The organism is Christiangramia fulva (genome assembly GCF_003024155.1).
In the GTDB taxonomy this organism is placed as follows: Bacteria; Bacteroidota; Bacteroidia; order Flavobacteriales; family Flavobacteriaceae; genus Christiangramia; species Christiangramia fulva.
Window position 1 is genome coordinate 3,670,119 of the sequence record NZ_CP028136.1, and the last position, 17,109, is coordinate 3,687,227.

The following is a 17,109-nucleotide window of genomic DNA, read 5'->3' on the forward strand; positions in this document are numbered from 1 at the left end:
TAAGACTGCGGCTCATAATTAGTATCTTTAACATATGAAATGGCAGCAGGCTCTTGACGATTATAGGTTTTATCTTCGGTTAGAACGGGGACTTTCAGCGAATTCCATTCAAAATTACGGCCTCGATGTAAAGAAACTGATGAAATACCTGGATGTTAACGGAATTAGTGATAGTCCGCTCTCGATTTCAGAAAAAACCATCCAGGAATTCATTTATGATGCTTCTAAAAAGGTAAATGCACGATCTCAATCACGATTAATATCAGGATTGCGTTCATTTTTCGACTTCCTGATCTTTGAAGAATATAGAAAAGACAATCCTCTTGAATTAATAGAAGCTCCAAAAATCGGGCGAAAACTGCCTGATACGCTTTCAATTTCTGAAATTGACAAAATTATTGCGGCCATTGATTTAGGTAAAAATGAAGGAGAACGCAACCGTGCGATTATTGAAACGCTTTATGGATGCGGATTACGGGTATCTGAACTTATCAATTTAAAAGTATCTGATCTTTTTTTTGAAGAAGGTTTTATTAAAGTCACCGGAAAAGGTGATAAACAGCGTTTTGTTCCGATTTCCAACTACACTGTTAAATTCATCAATATTTATAAAGATGAAGTAAGAAACCACCTGGAGATCTCCCCTGCCCATACTGACACCCTTTTTTTGAACAGAAGAGGAAAAAAACTCACTCGAGCCATGATCTTTACAATTGTAAGAAGATTAACTGAAGCTGCAGGGATCAGGAAAACAGTGAGTCCGCATACTTTCCGGCATTCTTTTGCCACTCACCTGCTCGAAAATGGAGCTGATTTAAGAGCAATCCAGCAAATGCTAGGCCATGAAAGCATCATTACCACTGAGGTCTACGTGCATGTGGAACGAAGCCACCTGCGACAGGTAGTAGAAAAATTCCATCCACGACGGTAACAGATATTAAAATTCTGCTAAAGCCCTGCTATTTCTTTAATTCGGGAAAGTTTCTTATTAAATTCAGGAAAAAATAAAAATGAAGCAACTTAAATTTAAGAATGGTGATTCTATGGACGCCATTGGGCTGGGAACATGGAAATCAGATAAAGGAAAAGTAACCGATGCTGTACGCATTGCTTTGGAAAATGGTTATCGCCATATAGATTGCGCCGCTACTTACGGAAATGAAAAGGAAGTTGGTGATGCTTTGGTTGAAGTCTTCGGAAAGGGTGAGATAAAAAGAAAAGAGGTTTGGGTGACTTCCAAACTTTGGAACAATGCCCATAAAAAAGAGGATGTTATTCCGGCCCTAAAGAAAACGCTGGAAGACCTGCAACTGGAATATCTGGATCTTTATCTTATCCACTGGCCGGTAGCCTTTAAACCAGAGATCAATGGTTTTCCCGAAGGTCCTGATGATTACCTTTCTTTGGAAGAAGTTCCACTTATCGAAACCTGGAATGAAATGATAAAAGCTCAAAAAGACGGACTCGTAAAACACATTGGGGTTTCCAATTTCAGCAGGCAAAAATTGCAAAGGTTGATGGCTCAAACAGATCATCATCCTGAAATGAACCAGGTGGAAATGCATCCTTACCTGCAACAGAAAAATTTATTGGAATTCTGCAACAAGAATTCTATCAGGGTAACCGCCTATTCTCCCCTGGGAAGCGGGGACAGGCCGGATAATTTAAAAGCCGATAACGAACCTTCCCTTCTTGAAAATCCTGTTATTAAGGAAATTGCTGAAAAACATGAAGCTTCAGCAGGACAGATCCTTATCAAGTGGAGTGTACAAAGAGGTACGGCCGTAATTCCAAAATCTACCAATGAAAAAAGAATAAAGGAAAATCTGGAAAGCGATAAAATTCAGCTGGATGAAAAGGATATGAAGAAAATTGCCGATCTGGACAGACATTATAGATACGTCACAGGTAAATTCTTTGAAGTTGAAGGCAATTCATACCAGAATATCTATGATGATTAGGTGAAAATTAAGCAAAAAAAAGGGGCTGCGCTTGCAGCCCCTTTTTTTCTATGGCGGTTTAGGTTATTTGGCAACATTGACAGCCCGGGTTTCCCTGATCACTGTCACTTTTACCTGACCGGGATAGGTCATATCTGTTTGGATTTTTTGTGAAATCTCAAAAGAAAGATTTGCAGCTTTATCATCGGTCACTTTATCACTTTCCACTATTACTCGCAATTCCCGCCCGGCCTGAATAGCATAGGCTTTCTTGACGCCACCAAAACCAAAAGCTATATCTTCAAGATCTTTCAATCTCTGGATGTAGCTATCCAGAACCTGTCTTCTGGCTCCTGGTCTTGCTCCACTTATCGCATCACAAACCTGAACAATTGGTGAGAGTAATGAATTCATTTCAATTTCATCATGGTGGGCTCCAATAGCGTTGCAAACTTCAGGTTTTTCACCGTATTTCTCCGCCCATTGCATACCGAGGATGGCGTGAGGAACCTCTGTTTCGGTTTCTGGGACTTTCCCGATATCATGCAGTAAACCGGCGCGTTTTGCCAGTTTCGGATTCAATCCCAATTCTGCAGCCATCACTCCACAAAGTTTAGAAACTTCACGAGAATGTTGTAATAAGTTCTGGCCATAAGAAGAACGGTATTTCATTCTCCCTACCATTTTAATCAATTCGGGCTGTAAACCGTGGATTCCAAGATCAATTACGGTTCTTTTACCAATATCAATAATTTCTTCTTCAATTTGCTTACTGGTTTTCTTCACCACTTCTTCAATACGCGCAGGATGGATCCTGCCGTCGGTTACCAGTTTATGCAATGAAAGCCTTGCCACTTCCCTTCTTACAGAATCAAAACAACTTAAAATGATTGCTTCAGGAGTATCATCAACGATGATCTCTACTCCTGTTGCTGCTTCAAGGGCACGAATATTTCGACCTTCACGGCCAATAATCCTTCCTTTTACGTCATCACTTTCAAGGTTGAATACCGATACGCAATTCTCAATGGCTTCTTCAGTTCCTATCCGTTGAATGGTGTTGATAATGATCTTTTTAGCCTCTTGCTGGGCGGTAAGTTTCGCTTCTTCTACAGTATCCTGGATGAGGGCCATGGCATCGGCTTTTGCAGTCTCTTTTAACGATTCTACAAGCTGGGCCTTGGCTTCTTCGGCTGAAAGTCCAGAGATCACCTCGAGCTGCTGTACTTTACTGCTGTGAAGTTTATCAATTTCTTCCTGTTTCTTCTCGAGAAAATCTAAACGATGATTGTAATCGGCTACTTTATCTTCGAGTTCTTTGTTAAGCTTTTTGTTTTTTGAAAGTTCATTGGAAACATGAGATTCTTTGTCTTTGATCCTCTTTTCGGCATCATTGATCTTTTTATCACGTGTTAAAATTACTTTTTCATGTTCCGATTTAAGTTCAATAAATTTCTCTTTGGCCTGAAGGATCTTGTCTTTTTTGATGCTTTCTCCTTCTGTTTTGGCCTCTTTTATAATACCGGCGGCTTCTTTCTTTGCATCAGCTATAGTTTGTGACGCCTGCTTTTTCTCCAGTATTTTTGCGATTCCAAACCCCAGGGCAATCCCTATAATGGCGGCTATCGCTATGATCAATATGTCCATATTCTCAATTTAGTTATATATAAAAAAAGCCTGTATTAGTTGGGTTTTGTATAAAACTCCTTAAAATCAGGTTTAGGGCTAACAAGCTGATCAAGAATCCGCTCTCCTGTTCCGGTAAAACCGGAAAGGACACGGCACGCTTTTACAACTTAGACTCACCCTTTTTAAAGAATTCGCGTTGAGTTTATCAAAAAAGCACTAATACAGGCAGTAACCTTGTTTATTTTAAGAACGTCTAAGCCAAATGCTGCTGAATGAGATCGTTAAGTGATTTCAGTTTTTCTTCAGCTTCAAGCATTTCACTTGATTTTTCAATATTTTTTTGCTCGGTCTGGGCGGCAAATTGTAACGCACACATAGCCAGTACATCCTGCTTATCCCTTACCGCATAATTTTGCTCAAACTGTTTGATCATAGCTTCGATCTTCTTAGCCGCTTTACGCAAACCTTCCTCCTGCTTAGGCTGAATAGTTAGCGGATATACACGATCTGCTATTGAAATTTTTATTTTCAGCTTATCTTCCATAATTCTTATTCTGATAACTGAACAATGCACTGATCGATCTCTCTGATCAGGCTGTTTATCTTGAGCTTTGTTTCTCTTTTATGGTCGGTACTGCCAAGCATCGCATTCGCCGCCTTAAGCGTCTGGACCTGATTATTGGAAGCTTCTAAATCTTCTTCCAGTTTCTGGTATTCCTGTTTAACAGAAGTCAATTCCTGCTGAAGAGATTCATTCGCCTGCTTCATAATTTCAAACTTATGCAGCAACTTACTGATTCTATTCTCAAGGTTATCAACTATTTCTGTAATTTCACTCATAGGCGTAAAAAAGCGATGTCAACCCATACAAAGTTAACATACGCTTTGAAATATCCCAATACTTTTTCATCCGATTTCAAATTATAGTTAACAATTTGAATAATTGTCTGGCAGGAAGCTATTTAATTTTAAAGCAAGATTACTTACATTTAGGCCAAGCTTAAAAATGATATTTTTCCCCAGATTTATGAAGAGAGCACTAAGCCTGATTTTCCTTATTTTATGTACATCCATACAGGCACAAAACCCGCTACCACAAGATTATTTTCAAAATCCTCTGGATATTCCGCTTGTACTCGCGGGAAGTTTTGGAGAATTGCGTTCCAACCATTTTCATAGTGGGCTGGACATTAAAACCCAACAAAGACAGGGCCTGGAGGTTCATGCCGCAGCTGCAGGCTATGTGAGCCGCATCAATATTCAGCATTATGGCTACGGAAAAGCTCTTTATATTCAGCACCCAAACGGTTACACCACTGTTTACGGACATTTAAAAAAACTCGCGCCCAAACTCCAGGAATATCTGAAACGGCGTCAATATGAAAAGGAAAGTTATGAGATCGAACTTTTTCCTGAACCCGGCGAACTAAAGATCGAACAGGGCGAAGTGATCGCTTTTAGCGGAAATACCGGTGGCAGCGGCGGGCCTCATCTTCATTTTGAGATCAGGGACGGCAGCCAGAGGCCAATGAACGCGCAGCTCTTCGGAATTGATATTCCCGATCATAAAGATCCTTTAGTTGAAGGGCTTTACGCATACCCGCTTGGAGAAGACGCCCATGTAAACAATTCTCAGGAAAGACAGCAGCTACGGCTTATTCCTCAAAACGACGGCACTTACACCACTCCCGAAGTAGATGCCTGTGGCGAAATTGGTTTCGGAATTTCAACAGTAGACCAGCAGGATGGGGCTTATAACCATAACGGTGTTTTCACCATCGAAGCAGATTTGAATGGCGAAAAAGTTTTTGAGATAAATTTTGACAAATTCGCGTTTTCAGAAACCAGGAATATCAACCGTCTCATTGACTATGAATATTATAAAGACAGGCACAAGCGTATCCAGAAATTGTTCAAAAATCCCGACAATAATTTCAGTATGTACGCCGAGAATTCAGACGGAAAATTAAACATAAAAGACAGCCTTGACTATCTGTACACCATTAAAGTGAGTGATATAAAAGGAAATGAGAAAATCGTGAGAATTCCTATAAAGGGAAGATTTAGCGACAATTTTCAAAAAAAAGAACCTGAAAAAACCGATTATTTCGTCAATTCCGGGGAAAACTTTTCAGCGAAAGGCGAAAAGGCTGATGTTTTTATCCCGGCAGGCAGCCTTTATCAAGATGGTTATCTCGACATCAAATTTAAAGGCGACACCGTACAGGTCCATCGTGATATAATTCCGCTGGCCGACAATTTTACCATCGGTTTTGATGTGAGCAAATATTCAGAAGAAGAAAAAGAGAAACTTTTTGTTGCTGAAATCAGCAGTTCCGGGCGACCAGAATATTCCACCACTTATAAAAAAGGAAACCGTTTTACCACGAGTACCAGGAATTTCGGCACCTACACCTTAGCTGAAGATAACACTCCTCCCAAAGTCTGGCCGGTAAATTTTTATGACGGACAGTGGATCTCCAATAACGAAACACTTCAGCTGAAGATCAGTGATGACCTTTCCGGAATAAACGCTTATCGCGCTACCGTGAACGGAAAATGGATTCTCATGGAGTATGAATATAAGAACAATACGCTCACTTATGATTTTTCAGATAATGTCACTGATGCGGGAGAAAACAACCTTAAAGTTGTAGTAACAGACAATGTAGGTAACACTACTGTTTATCAGGCTACTTTCCACAGAAAACAATAACTAGCCTTCAATAAATTCCTTCAGGACATTAACCGTATAATCAATCTCTTCTTGGGTATTGTAATGTGAGAATGAAAATCTCAGAGAAGGTTTCTGAAGGTCTTCTTCCGGAAGGAAAGCGCTTAAAACATGAGAGCCTTTGTCGCTTCCGCTCTGGCAGGCACTTCCTTTGGAACAGGCAATTCCCTTAAGATCGAGCTGAAATAAAAGCATCAGTGCTTTTTCCTGGCTTACCGGGAGGCAAACATTTATAAGCGTATAGGTGCTTTTCTCAGGATCTTCGCAGGTCCCGTTGAATTTCACACCGGGAATTTCTTCCTTAAGTCGCCGGATGAAATAATTTTTCAGAGAAAGTACATAATCCTTTTCCTCTGCAAGTTTAGTATAAGAAATTTTAAAAGCTTCGGCCAGGCCTACAATATTATGAACTCCTTCTGTGCCCGCCCTATGTCCTCGCTCCTGCTCTCCACCAAAGATCAGAGGTTTTAAACCAGAATTTTTCCGAACAAAAGCAAAACCCACGCCTTTGGGTCCATGGAATTTATGAGCGCTTACCGCAGTAAAATCGACAGGAATTTTCTCGAGATCAAGTTCATAATGACCTATAGACTGCACGGTATCTGAATGGAATAAAGCTCCATGAGATTTTACAATTTCCGAAGTTCTTTTAAGATCGAGTTTATTGCCAATTTCATTGTTCACATGCATCAGGCTTACCAGGGTTTTTTCATTAGAAGATCCAAGACGTTTTTCCAGATCTTCAAGATCAATTTCACCTTTATCGTTCAACCTGACATACTCCACGGTAATCCCATAATACTGCTCGAGCTGTTCAACAGTATAAAGCACCGCATGATGTTCAATTTTGGAAGTGATAATACGTTTAACTCCAAGATCGCGAACGGCACTGTTAAGGGCAAGATTATCTGCTTCAGTTCCACCGGAAGTAAATACGATTTCTGAAGCTTTCACCTTCAAAATCCCAGCAATAGACTTTCTTGCCTGCTCGACAAGTGACTTGGAAGAACGACCGAAACTATGGGTAGAAGAAGGATTCCCGTAATTTTCTTTTAGAACCCTGGTCATTTTTTCTATTACTTCATCACGTAACTGAGTAGTAGCCGCTGAGTCGAAATAAACTTTTTCCATGGCCGCAAAATTAAAGCAAATAAAATAATTTCGTGCAAGCCTTTCTTATAAGTTTGATTCCTTTATTTTTGTTGAAAAAGCTACCTGATGAACCGATCGTTTTTAGGCATTTTCATCCTGATATTATTTATTTCCTGTGATGACGGAGGGATAATTGTTACCAATTTTGACTTTGAAAACAGCGCCTTGAAAACCTGCCGCGGAACAAATAAAAATGTGATCTATGCCATAAACAATCAGGATGTAAATGAATCTATTTCCCTTGAGTTCAGCAATTCTATTCTGGAATTTGGCGAGAATGGGAATATATTGCCACCTGAAAATGACCCGTACAGTTTCCAGCTTTCAGGAAATAACCGAATGGTTTACAGGATGTACAACGGAAATGTTCCAGCCGATTATTTTTGTAATGTGGTGCCGCCGAGCGAACCGGCAGTTGTTGAAGAATGGGTGAGCGGAAGTGGTGCGACTGTGGTAATACAAACAGGTTTTGCCGATGAAACGGGAAATGCCGATCCTGACGGAGATGGCCTTAAGAACTCAGAAGAAGGCTGGGTTGCGAATGGACAAAGCCAGGATACAGACGAAGATGGAATACCAAATTACCTCGATATTGATGATGACAATGATAATGTAAAAACAGTGACCGAACTTGCCAATAGCGCCAATGATCCCGTAAACGAAAACGGCTACCGAGATACCGATGAAGATGGAATTCCCAATTATCTGGATAATGATGATGATAATGATGGGGTTTTGACCCGCTTTGAAGTAAAAGAAGGAGATGAGAACAATCCTACGGTTTTCCAAACCGCACAGGGAATTCCCAATTATTTAAATCCGGAACAAACGGCTAGCCTGCAGCACGATATTTATCTTGACCATGATATCACCAGAAAATATGGCTACCAGATCACGGTTAACAATCTCAAGTTTACCCGTAGTGATGGTTCAGGCGAATCTATTCAGTTTCAAACCTATAATCTGGGAAATATACAGGAAAGCGGGATACCCTTTCCACAATGCCCCAGTGTAGATCCTTCTTGTAATGGAGGCCAGTAAATGGGATTAAGCATTTTGATAAATATAGATCTCGGTAGCTCCAAGTCCATATTTCTGATAATCGGCATCGTAGAATTTCACGTTGGAATACCGACCAAAAAGATATTCCAGTTCCATTTTAAGAACTCCCTCACCTACTCCATGTATAAAAACGATCTTTTGAATACGTTTTCTCATGGCGAATTCCAGTTTATGCCGCGCCGTATCGAGCTGAAGACTAAGTATTTCATGATTGCTCATCCCTTTTGAAGATTTCACCAGTTGATGTATATGCAAATCTACTTCCATGGGAGGAGCATTGCGTTCTTTAGGCTTAATTCTCGAGGAAGAAGGCTTCTTCTTTATTTGTTTTTCCTTCAGAATTTCCTCTATTTCGGCTCCATCTTTAAAATTCTCCAAATCATCTTCAATTTTAACCACCTGTGAAACCGGAAATTTCATCAAAAATCCTTCTGAAGTCTTAATCAAAACTTCATCTTCATCCACCTGCTCCACGACTCCGCATAACTCATCATCGAGCAGTTCTACTCTGTCTCCGGGGATCAAATTCATTGCTGATTTTCTTTTTCTTCATCTAAATGATCATCCTTGGTGGAAGCCCAGTGATTGGTCGCACGGTAAAGTCCGAACATGATGATCACCAATCCAATGATTTTAATAAATGGACTCGTATTTTCAACGGCGATAGCATAAATAAGACATGCTCCACCTATGATGATTAAAATAGTATTTAAAACCTGTGAATTCTTCATAATCAATACATTAAAACTTATACCGCTTAATTTCGGAATGTTTTATTTATTACATTTATTGCAAATTTATAGGTTTCATGAAGCTTCCTCTCCTTTTTGTGGTAATTTTTATTTCAAGTGGCCTTTATGCGCAGTTATATGTGGCCCCTTCTAAAAATTCTGATAGTTATTTATATGTACGGGATCGAGTGATATTTGTGAAAAATGAACTCAACCTTCAGGAAAATCGTGAGGACGAGACGAGTGCGAGTATCTATTTAAGGAAAGATGCCCAACTTGTCCAGGGTTCAGAAAATAATTTACCAAATCCTGGTGAAGGCAAAATTTCTGTTTATCAAAAGGGCACTTCCAATGCTTATGATTATAACTACTGGAGTCTTCCTGTCAGGAGAAATGGTTCTAATTCTCAGCTTAATGATTTTATTTATGAACCCATGGGGAAGACTAAAAGTCGTAAATCACGGCTCACAAATTCTTTGAATGGTTCCAGTTCTCCATTAACAATTTCCAGGAAGTGGATCTACAGTTTTTCAGGAATAGATTATTCTAACTGGCAGTATGCCGGGGAAAATTTTGACCTATTGCCTGGCCAGGGTTTTACAATGAAGGGAGTCGAGGGTGTAAACAATAGCGTAATTGAAGGTCAAATAATAAATTCGGGTTCTGCACAGGTTTATGATTTCCGAGGAATTCCCAATAACGGCCAAATTGATTTGCCCATCAGTAAAGATCAAATTCTGCTAGTAGGAAATCCTTATCCGTCCACGCTGAACCTCGATCTTTTTCTAACCGAAAATACCGCAACCACCGGAATCGCTTATTTCTGGGATTCAGGAAAGGATGTAAATTCACACATGCTTTCCGATTACGAAGGAGGATATGGAACCTATTCTCCGGGCGCGAGCTTATATGTTCCGGCTATTTTTCAGAAATATCTGGAAGGAAAAGATACCGGCAATACCGGAGAAGTCTACGGAAGAAAATTTAGCCCAATCGGCCAGGGTTTTATGGTTATAGGAAAGGAAAATGGCAAGCTTTTCTTCGGTAATAACCAAAGAGCCTATCAAAAAGAAGATAAAGATCTGTCACAATTTAAATCTCCTATCCGGATAATTCCTTCGCTTAAAATAAATGTTGAAATGGATTCCAGTTATACCAGGCAACTGGCGCTGGCATTCAGAAATGATTCCACATTAAAGGAAGATCACGCGATGGATGCGAGAAATCTCGATGCTGCCATCAGCGATATAAGCTGGGATATAGACGGGGAAAATTTTGTTATAAATGTACTGCCGGCAAAAGAAAAAGACCTGATCCCTTTATTTATTTCTCTTAATAAAGCTACCTCCCTTAATATTTCAGTTAGCGAATTATCTAATTTCAATCCAGACCGTATCTTAATTTTTGATACCAAAGAAGATCTTTATTATGGAATAAAAACCGGATATTTTCAAATGTCACTGCCTGCAGGAGATTATAGAAACCGATTTTATCTGACTTTTGTTGAGAATTTACCCGCGGAAGAAATTCTAAAAGAAGGAAAGAAAATTTCCGTTTCCAAACCTAAAAATGTTCTCCTGAACAGCATCGATATTTTTCAGAATAATGCTGAAGAAAGACTGGAACTGAAAATTTTATATAGCACCGATTTCAGCAATATTCAGCTTTATGATTTGAACGGTAAACTTATTTTTCGTCAAAATTTTAAAGAAAAACAAAAAGAATATTATCTTCCAACAGGAAAACTGAGTTCTTCGGTATATATTGTAAAGGTAAAAACCACCGACAATAAAGAGCTCACCAAAAAAATCACTGTTAAAAATTGAAAGATTTACAGGAATACATGCTACCATGCCTGAACAAAACGCTTTTCGGAGTGGATTGTACGGGATGCGGGGCTCAGCGTGCTGCAGTATTTCTTTTTCAGGGAGAGTTTCTAAAGGCTTTCCAGATGTATCCGGCCATTTACAGTCTCGTTTTTTTATTGCTCTTTTTGATCTTTAACCTTTTCGTTAAATTCAAATATGATTACAGCATTAAAATTGGCCTCATCATATTTAATGCAGTGGTCATCGCGGTAGCTTATATTCTAAAAATGTATCATATTTTTCAACTAACCAATTAAACCTTATGGAAAAAAGAGAATTACCCAATTCCACGCTCATTCTTGTATTCGGAATTTTATCAATTTTAGGCTGTTGCTGTTACGGTGTTTTAGGAGTTGTTTTTGGTATTATCGCTTTGGTAATGTCTAAACGCGCTATAGAAATTTATAACGCCGATCCTGAACTATATACCGGATTTCAAAATGTAAAAACCGGAAGAATTTTAGCAATCATCGGTCTTGCTTTAAGTGCTATTAGCATTATAGCTTCAATAATTGGTCTGGTATTCTTCGGTGGTTTTGACGCCTGGCAGGATGCCATGGAGGAAATTTCACGCCAATACGGAGGTTAAAAAAACCGTCATTTTGAGGAACGAAGTAATTTTAAACTTAAAAGTTTTCAGTTTTACTTCGTTTCTCTTTAAATGACGGCATCTGGTGGCAGACAGCCTGTTGCTGTTTTATTTTTCGAACTGCTTCAGGGTTTTTGTAATGATCTTCACGCAATCGCGAAGCTGTTCTTCGGTCATTACCAGTGGAGGTGCAAAACGAATGATGTTGCCGTGAGTTGGCTTTGCAAGTAATCCGTTTTCTTTTAAAGCCAAACAAATATCCCAGGCAGTGGTGCTTTCGGCTGAGTCATTGATTACAATAGCATTCAGCAGCCCGCGACCACGAACAAGATTTACGATATTAGATTCCCTGATGTAGTCATCCATCAATCGTCTAAAAAGTTTTCCCAGTTTTCTGGCATTCTGGATAAGGTGTTCATCTTTTACCACATCAAGCGCCGCAACAGCTACTGCCGCAGCCACAGGATTTCCTCCAAAAGTAGAACCGTGCTGCCCCGGCTTGATCACATTCATAATATCATCATCGGCTAATACTGCCGATACGGGATAATTTCCTCCAGAAAGCGCTTTCCCTAAAATGAGAATATCGGGCCGTGTATAAGTTTCCTGTCTTTCGCAATGTCCCTCACAGGTGCAATGACCACAAACGGCAAGTAACCCGCCTGTTCTGGCGATTCCCGTCTGGATCTCATCAGCCATAAAAAGCACATTATTTTTACTACAAATATCTTTGGCTCTCTGGATAAAATCATCTGAAGGCACATAAACTCCTGCTTCACCCTGGATAGGTTCTACCAAAAATCCGGCGACATTAGGGTTATTCTTGATTGCATTTTCAAGGGCTTCAGGATCATCGTAAGGAATTTTGATGAATCCCGGTGTATAAGGGCCAAAATTCTTTCTTGCTTCCTCATCGTTGGAAAATGAAATTATAGTAGTTGTTCTTCCGTGGAAGTTATTTTCACAAACAATGATATCGGCTTCAGTCTCTTTTACACCTTTTTTCTCATAAGCCCATTTTCGCGCAATTTTAATAGCCGTTTCAACAGCTTCAGCACCCGTATTCATGGGCAGAAGTTTGTCAAATCCGAAATATTCGGTAGCGTATTTCTCATAGGCTCCCAGCACATCATTATGAAAAGCCCGGGAAGTAAGAGCGAGTTTTGAGGCTTGTTGGTGTAACGCCTCCACGATCTTAGGGTGACAATGCCCCTGGTTCACTGCCGAATAAGCAGAAAGAAAATCGTAATATTTGTTGCCTTCTACGTCCCAAACATGAACTCCTTCGCCACGGCTAAGAACAGCAGGCAGCGGATGATAATTATGAGCTCCATGCTGGTCTTCCAGTTTGATAGCTTCTTCTGAAGAACTGATCTTTTGTAATGGCATTTTTTAGTTGAATTTTGTGTATTAGTGTTCTACTATTCCTTCTTCGCTTCCTTTAATTTTAAAGGAAAAAGGAGAGAAATCATCCCATTTTTTGAATTCCTGCAAAATACTAAATAGTTAAGGAAAATTTCAACCGGGCAGCCTTTAAATCTTGTTAATTATTCTATTTTTGCGCTATGGCGCGAAAAAATAAGAATAAGCTTTTTACTCAAATTGAAGTTATCGATGCCGGCGCTAAGGGTAAGGCGGTAGCCAAATCTCCAGATGGCCGTGTGATTTTTATAGACAATGCTGTTCCAGGCGATGTGGCTGATATACAGACGATCAAAAAAAGAAAATCATATTACCAGGGTACCGCCGTAAAATTCCATGAATTCTCAAAAAAAAGAACCACTCCTGTTTGCAGGCATTTTGGAACCTGCGGTGGTTGTAAATGGCAGAATATGGAATACAAATATCAGCTGGAATACAAACAAAACGAGGTCACCAATAACCTGAAACGGCTTGGGAAAATAGAGCTGCCTGAGATCACTCCTATTCTGGGAAGCGAAAAGATCTATTTTTACCGAAATAAAATGGAGTTTTCATTCAGCGATAGCAGATGGCTCACTCAACAGGAAATACAAAGTGGTGAAAATATCGAAAATCGCAATGCCCTTGGTTTTCATATCCCGGGAATGTGGGATAAAATCCTCGATATCGAAAAATGTCATTTACAGGAAGACCCGAGCAATGACATCAGGAATTTTGTAAAGGAATTCGCTTCAGAGCACCAGCTTTCATTTTTTAATACACGCCAGCAGGAAGGTTTGCTCCGTACCCTTATGATAAGGACTTCCTCTACCGGCGAAATTATGGTGCTAATTCAGTTTTTTGAAGAAAACGAAGAAAAACGCGAACTTTTATTGGCTGCCATCGCTGAAAGATTCCCTGAAATCACTTCGCTGCAATACGTCATCAACAATAAGGCGAACGACACCATTTACGACCAGGAGATCATTTGCTATCAAGGCCGTGATCATATTTTTGAGGAAATGGAAGGTCTTCAGTTTAAGATCAACGCGAAGTCTTTTTATCAAACCAATTCTGAACAAGCTTACAATTTGTATAAAATAGCTCGGGATTACGCGAATTTAAAGGGCGATGAACTGGTTTATGACCTTTACACGGGCACTGGAACCATTGCTCAGTTCATCGCAAAAAAAGCCAGAAAAGTGATTGGTGTGGAGGCTGTTCCTGAAGCCATCAAAGACGCAAAAGAAAACGCCACAAGAAATTCTATTGAAAATGTTGAATTTTATGTTGGTGATATGCGGAAGGTTTTTACTGCCTCGTTTATTCAGAAACACGGGAAGCCAGATATGATCATTACCGATCCTCCGCGAGATGGAATGCATAAAGATGTGGTAGCTCAGATTATTGCTATCTTGCCGGAACGAATCGTTTATGTTAGTTGCAATTCGGCAACCCAGGCAAGAGATCTGGCTTTGCTGGACGAACATTACAAAGTTACCGCTACACAGGCAGTGGATATGTTTCCGCAAACCCATCATGTTGAGAATGTGGTAAAACTGGAAAGAAGAAAATGAAAAGATCTTCAGTCATACTGATATTACTGGTTTTGGTGTCGGTTATAAGTTGCCAGCGTGATGATATTTGTCCGGAAAAGACCGATACCACTCCCCTTCTTATTATCAGGTTTCATGAAAACCAGGATCCCTTTGACCTAAAGGCTCCCCAAAACCTCAATGTTAGGGAATTGGGAAATGATAGCAGTTATATTTATTACAGATACAGCCGCGATAGTATTGCCATTCCGTTGAGAACAGACCAGGACGTAACTGAACTTCTTTTCACTGTAAATGCACCAGATACTTCAGCTACGAATCCTGTACCTGGAATTACCGATACCCTCCGATTTTCCTACGGAAGGGAACAGGAATATTTAAACAGGGCCTGCGCCTACAAAGTTAATTTTGTAGGTTTAAATATCGAACTTACCGATCCTGCTTCCGCTGAAAACTGGATCGATGATATTACTATAGAACAACCCAACGTAGAAGATGAAAAACAGGCTCATGTATCGATATTTTTCTAAATTATTACTGCTCTTGTTTTTCAGTTTTACCTCTGTGCAGGCTCAGAATGAACAGCTTTCCGACAGTCTTCAATATAAGGATAAATATGGTTTGCGTGTGGGGATCGACATTAGCAAAGCTTTGCGAACATTCCTTGAAGATGGTTATTCCGGGCTGGAATTAGTTGGTGATTACCGGGTAAGTGAAAAATTCTATGCCGCTGCCGAACTGGGAAATGAAAAATTAACCTTTGAAGGTGACAATATAGGGACAACTGCAAATGGCAGTTATATAAAAATTGGAGCTGATTATAATGCTTATGATAACTGGCAGGATATGCAGAATATCATTTTTGTGGGACTGCGTTACGGCTTTTCAACTTTTTCCCAAACCCTGGACTGGTACCGGGTTTATTCGTCTTCTGCCTATTACGGGCCGGATGTAAGAATGGTAAACAATGAAGTTTCGGGATTGAACGCCAGTTGGATAGAAATGATGATAGGTATAAAAGTTGAACTTTTCAACAACCTTTTTCTCTCGGCCAATGTTCAGCTAAAACGAAGGATAGCCCAAAAAACTCCTGATAATTTTGATAATCTGGCAATCCCCGGCTTCGGGCGCACTTATGATGAAAGTATGTTTGGTGCCGGTTATGGTTATACCATCTCTTATCTTATTCCGCTATACAAGAAAAACCGGCATTGATCATTGCTTGCTTTGCTTTTTCGAACCTTCGTACATTACATATTTTAAAAGCCTAGCTTCTAAAGGTCCGTTAAAAAGCTTAATTTTTCTGGATGCACGAAGTCCCACACTTTTTATCGCTTCAAAATTTGTAGAAATAAACCAGGCGTGAGTCCCGGGATAATTCTGTTTGAGAGTATCACCAATCTGGCCATAAATCTTTTCCACATCAATCTCAAGACGCTCCCCATAAGGCGGATTAAAAAGCATGTGCAGGTAACCTTCATTTTCTTTTTCAGATTCAAAGAAATTTTTCTGTTCGATTTCCACAAAATCTGAAAGATGGGCATTTTTTACATTTTCTTTCGCCTTCATCACTGCTGATGGAGCTTTGTCATAGCCTTTTATTTTAAAATGAAAATCCCTGATCTTATTAAGCACTGATTCTTCAATTTTTTCAAAAAGAGCTTCATCCCAGTCTTTCCACTTCTCAAAACCAAATTCTTTACGATGGAGGTTTGGTGGAATATTACATGCAATCATCGCCGCTTCAATAGGAATTGTACCACTCCCGCACATGGGGTCAAGAAAATGACATTGCCCCTGCCAGCCGGAAAGTAAAAGCATTCCCGCGGCAAGAACTTCATTGATCGGGGCGATATTGGTAGCCGAACGATAACCTCTTTTGTGAAGGGATTCGCCGGAGCTGTCAAGACTTACATGACAAAAATTCTTTTCAATATGGATGTTAACCCGCAATACCGGAAAATCTAAATCAACATCTGGCCGCTTTCCGAACTTATCCCTGAAGCGATCCACAATGGCATCTTTGGTTTTCAAGGCAACATATTTGGAATGGGTAAAAATTTCAGAATGAACGGTAGATTCGATAGCCAGAGTATCATTAACATCCATCCATTCTTCCCAGGGCATCGCATAAATTTGATCGTATAACTCCTTTTCAGAATTCACCCTGAAACCTTTTAAGGGTTTCAAAATTTTAATGGCCGTCCTTAAACAAAGATTTGTTTTGTACATAAAGCCTTTATCTCCCTCAAAGCTAACCATTCGGGTGCCCTGTTCAATATTCATAGCGCCAAGCTCGAGTAATTCTTTAGCCAGTACAGCTTCTAAACCATACATCGTCTTGGCCGTCATCTTAAAATTTTTGTCCATATTGCTTCTTTACAGAACCACAAAAATAGGTTAATTTTGTGCGAAAGCAGAATTCATCCAAACTGTTTTAAAAACCA

Annotated in this window: 18 protein-coding genes and 1 other RNA gene; 10 read left to right on the plus strand and 9 right to left on the minus strand. The window is 39.8% G+C overall.

Annotated features, from left to right (window positions below):
* Nucleotides 1-34: 34 nt before the first annotated feature.
* Together xerD and C7S20_RS16475 are read left to right on the plus strand one after the other, a co-directional pair.
* Nucleotides 35-931, plus strand: a complete 897-nt coding sequence (gene xerD, locus C7S20_RS16470; RefSeq protein ID WP_107013499.1) for a site-specific tyrosine recombinase XerD — start codon at nt 35-37, stop codon at nt 929-931.
* A gap of 79 nt (nt 932-1,010) precedes the next feature.
* Nucleotides 1,011-1,961 (plus strand): aldo/keto reductase, encoded by a 951-nt coding sequence (locus C7S20_RS16475; protein WP_107013500.1) that lies wholly within the window; start codon nt 1,011-1,013, stop codon nt 1,959-1,961.
* 63 nt (nt 1,962-2,024) lie between these two features.
* Here the strand turns inward: C7S20_RS16475 and rny are convergent, their stop codons facing one another.
* The 4 genes from rny to C7S20_RS16495 form a co-directional block, all read right to left on the minus strand.
* Nucleotides 2,025-3,587, minus strand: a complete 1,563-nt coding sequence (gene rny, locus C7S20_RS16480; RefSeq protein ID WP_107013501.1) for a ribonuclease Y — start codon at nt 3,585-3,587, stop codon at nt 2,025-2,027.
* A 53-nt stretch (nt 3,588-3,640) separates the two neighbouring features.
* Nucleotides 3,641-3,771, minus strand: a non-coding RNA gene (gene ssrS / locus C7S20_RS16485) — 6S RNA.
* 51 nt (nt 3,772-3,822) lie between these two features.
* Nucleotides 3,823-4,113, minus strand: a complete 291-nt coding sequence (locus C7S20_RS16490) for a cell division protein ZapA (protein ID WP_107013502.1) — start codon at nt 4,111-4,113, stop codon at nt 3,823-3,825.
* Nucleotides 4,114-4,118: 5 nt separating this feature from the next.
* On the minus strand, nt 4,119-4,409 hold the full coding sequence (locus C7S20_RS16495) for a hypothetical protein (protein WP_107013503.1): 291 nt from the start codon (nt 4,407-4,409) through the stop codon (nt 4,119-4,121).
* A 187-nt stretch (nt 4,410-4,596) separates the two neighbouring features.
* On the opposite strand from C7S20_RS16495, the gene C7S20_RS16500 reads away from it, so the two are divergent.
* On the plus strand, nt 4,597-6,285 hold the full coding sequence (locus C7S20_RS16500) for a M23 family metallopeptidase (RefSeq protein ID WP_107013504.1): 1,689 nt from the start codon (nt 4,597-4,599) through the stop codon (nt 6,283-6,285).
* Here C7S20_RS16500 and C7S20_RS16505 read toward each other — a convergent pair whose 3' ends face one another.
* Nucleotides 6,286-7,434 (minus strand): cysteine desulfurase family protein, encoded by a 1,149-nt coding sequence (locus C7S20_RS16505; RefSeq protein WP_107013505.1) that lies wholly within the window; start codon nt 7,432-7,434, stop codon nt 6,286-6,288.
* 87 nt (nt 7,435-7,521) lie between these two features.
* Between C7S20_RS16505 and C7S20_RS16510 the strand changes: the two genes are divergently transcribed.
* Nucleotides 7,522-8,496 carry a hypothetical protein gene (locus tag C7S20_RS16510; protein WP_107013506.1) on the plus strand — a complete coding sequence of 325 codons (975 nt, stop codon included), beginning with the start codon at nt 7,522-7,524 and terminating at the stop codon, nt 8,494-8,496.
* Between the two features lie 6 nt (nt 8,497-8,502).
* Here C7S20_RS16510 and C7S20_RS16515 read toward each other — a convergent pair whose 3' ends face one another.
* Together C7S20_RS16515 and C7S20_RS16520 are read right to left on the minus strand one after the other, a co-directional pair.
* A complete protein-coding gene (locus C7S20_RS16515; protein WP_107013507.1) occupies nt 8,503-9,048 on the minus strand; it encodes a Smr/MutS family protein in 546 nt (181 codons plus the stop codon).
* Nucleotides 9,045-9,248 carry a hypothetical protein gene (locus C7S20_RS16520; RefSeq protein ID WP_107013508.1) on the minus strand — a complete coding sequence of 68 codons (204 nt, stop codon included), beginning with the start codon at nt 9,246-9,248 and terminating at the stop codon, nt 9,045-9,047. Before C7S20_RS16520 ends, C7S20_RS16515 begins: the two co-directional genes overlap by 4 nt.
* Nucleotides 9,249-9,325: 77 nt before the next feature.
* Here C7S20_RS16520 and C7S20_RS16525 point away from each other — a divergent pair, with 77 nt between their 5' ends.
* The 3 genes from C7S20_RS16525 to C7S20_RS16535 are packed head-to-tail and all read left to right on the plus strand — an operon-like array spanning nt 9,326 to nt 11,705.
* Nucleotides 9,326-11,074: a T9SS type A sorting domain-containing protein gene (locus C7S20_RS16525; protein WP_107013509.1), complete on the plus strand. Its 1,749-nt coding sequence runs from the start codon at nt 9,326-9,328 to the stop codon at nt 11,072-11,074.
* A complete protein-coding gene (locus C7S20_RS16530) occupies nt 11,071-11,373 on the plus strand; it encodes a DUF2752 domain-containing protein (RefSeq protein ID WP_107013510.1) in 303 nt (100 codons plus the stop codon). The genes C7S20_RS16525 and C7S20_RS16530 overlap by 4 nt, the downstream gene beginning before the upstream one ends.
* A 5-nt stretch (nt 11,374-11,378) precedes the next feature.
* On the plus strand, nt 11,379-11,705 hold the full coding sequence (locus C7S20_RS16535) for a CCC motif membrane protein (protein WP_107013511.1): 327 nt from the start codon (nt 11,379-11,381) through the stop codon (nt 11,703-11,705).
* A 108-nt stretch (nt 11,706-11,813) separates the two neighbouring features.
* Here the strand turns inward: C7S20_RS16535 and rocD are convergent, their stop codons facing one another.
* A complete protein-coding gene (gene rocD, locus C7S20_RS16540; RefSeq protein WP_107013512.1) occupies nt 11,814-13,094 on the minus strand; it encodes an ornithine--oxo-acid transaminase in 1,281 nt (426 codons plus the stop codon).
* A 176-nt stretch (nt 13,095-13,270) separates the two neighbouring features.
* On the opposite strand from rocD, the gene rlmD reads away from it, so the two are divergent.
* From rlmD to C7S20_RS16555, 3 genes are read left to right on the plus strand one after another with little or no spacing between them, the layout of a single operon-like run.
* Nucleotides 13,271-14,683 carry a 23S rRNA (uracil(1939)-C(5))-methyltransferase RlmD gene (gene rlmD, locus C7S20_RS16545; protein WP_107013513.1) on the plus strand — a complete coding sequence of 471 codons (1,413 nt, stop codon included), beginning with the start codon at nt 13,271-13,273 and terminating at the stop codon, nt 14,681-14,683.
* The gene (locus C7S20_RS16550) at nt 14,680-15,192 is read left to right on the plus strand and encodes a DUF6452 family protein (protein WP_107013514.1); all 513 of its coding nucleotides are present in this window, start codon (nt 14,680-14,682) and stop codon (nt 15,190-15,192) included. The genes rlmD and C7S20_RS16550 overlap by 4 nt, the downstream gene beginning before the upstream one ends.
* Nucleotides 15,173-15,877, plus strand: a complete 705-nt coding sequence (locus C7S20_RS16555; protein WP_107014283.1) for a DUF6048 family protein — start codon at nt 15,173-15,175, stop codon at nt 15,875-15,877. Before C7S20_RS16550 ends, C7S20_RS16555 begins: the two co-directional genes overlap by 20 nt.
* Here C7S20_RS16555 and C7S20_RS16560 read toward each other — a convergent pair whose 3' ends face one another.
* Nucleotides 15,878-17,032 carry a THUMP domain-containing class I SAM-dependent RNA methyltransferase gene (locus tag C7S20_RS16560; RefSeq protein ID WP_107013515.1) on the minus strand — a complete coding sequence of 385 codons (1,155 nt, stop codon included), beginning with the start codon at nt 17,030-17,032 and terminating at the stop codon, nt 15,878-15,880.
* Between the last annotated feature and the right edge of the window lie 77 nt (nt 17,033-17,109).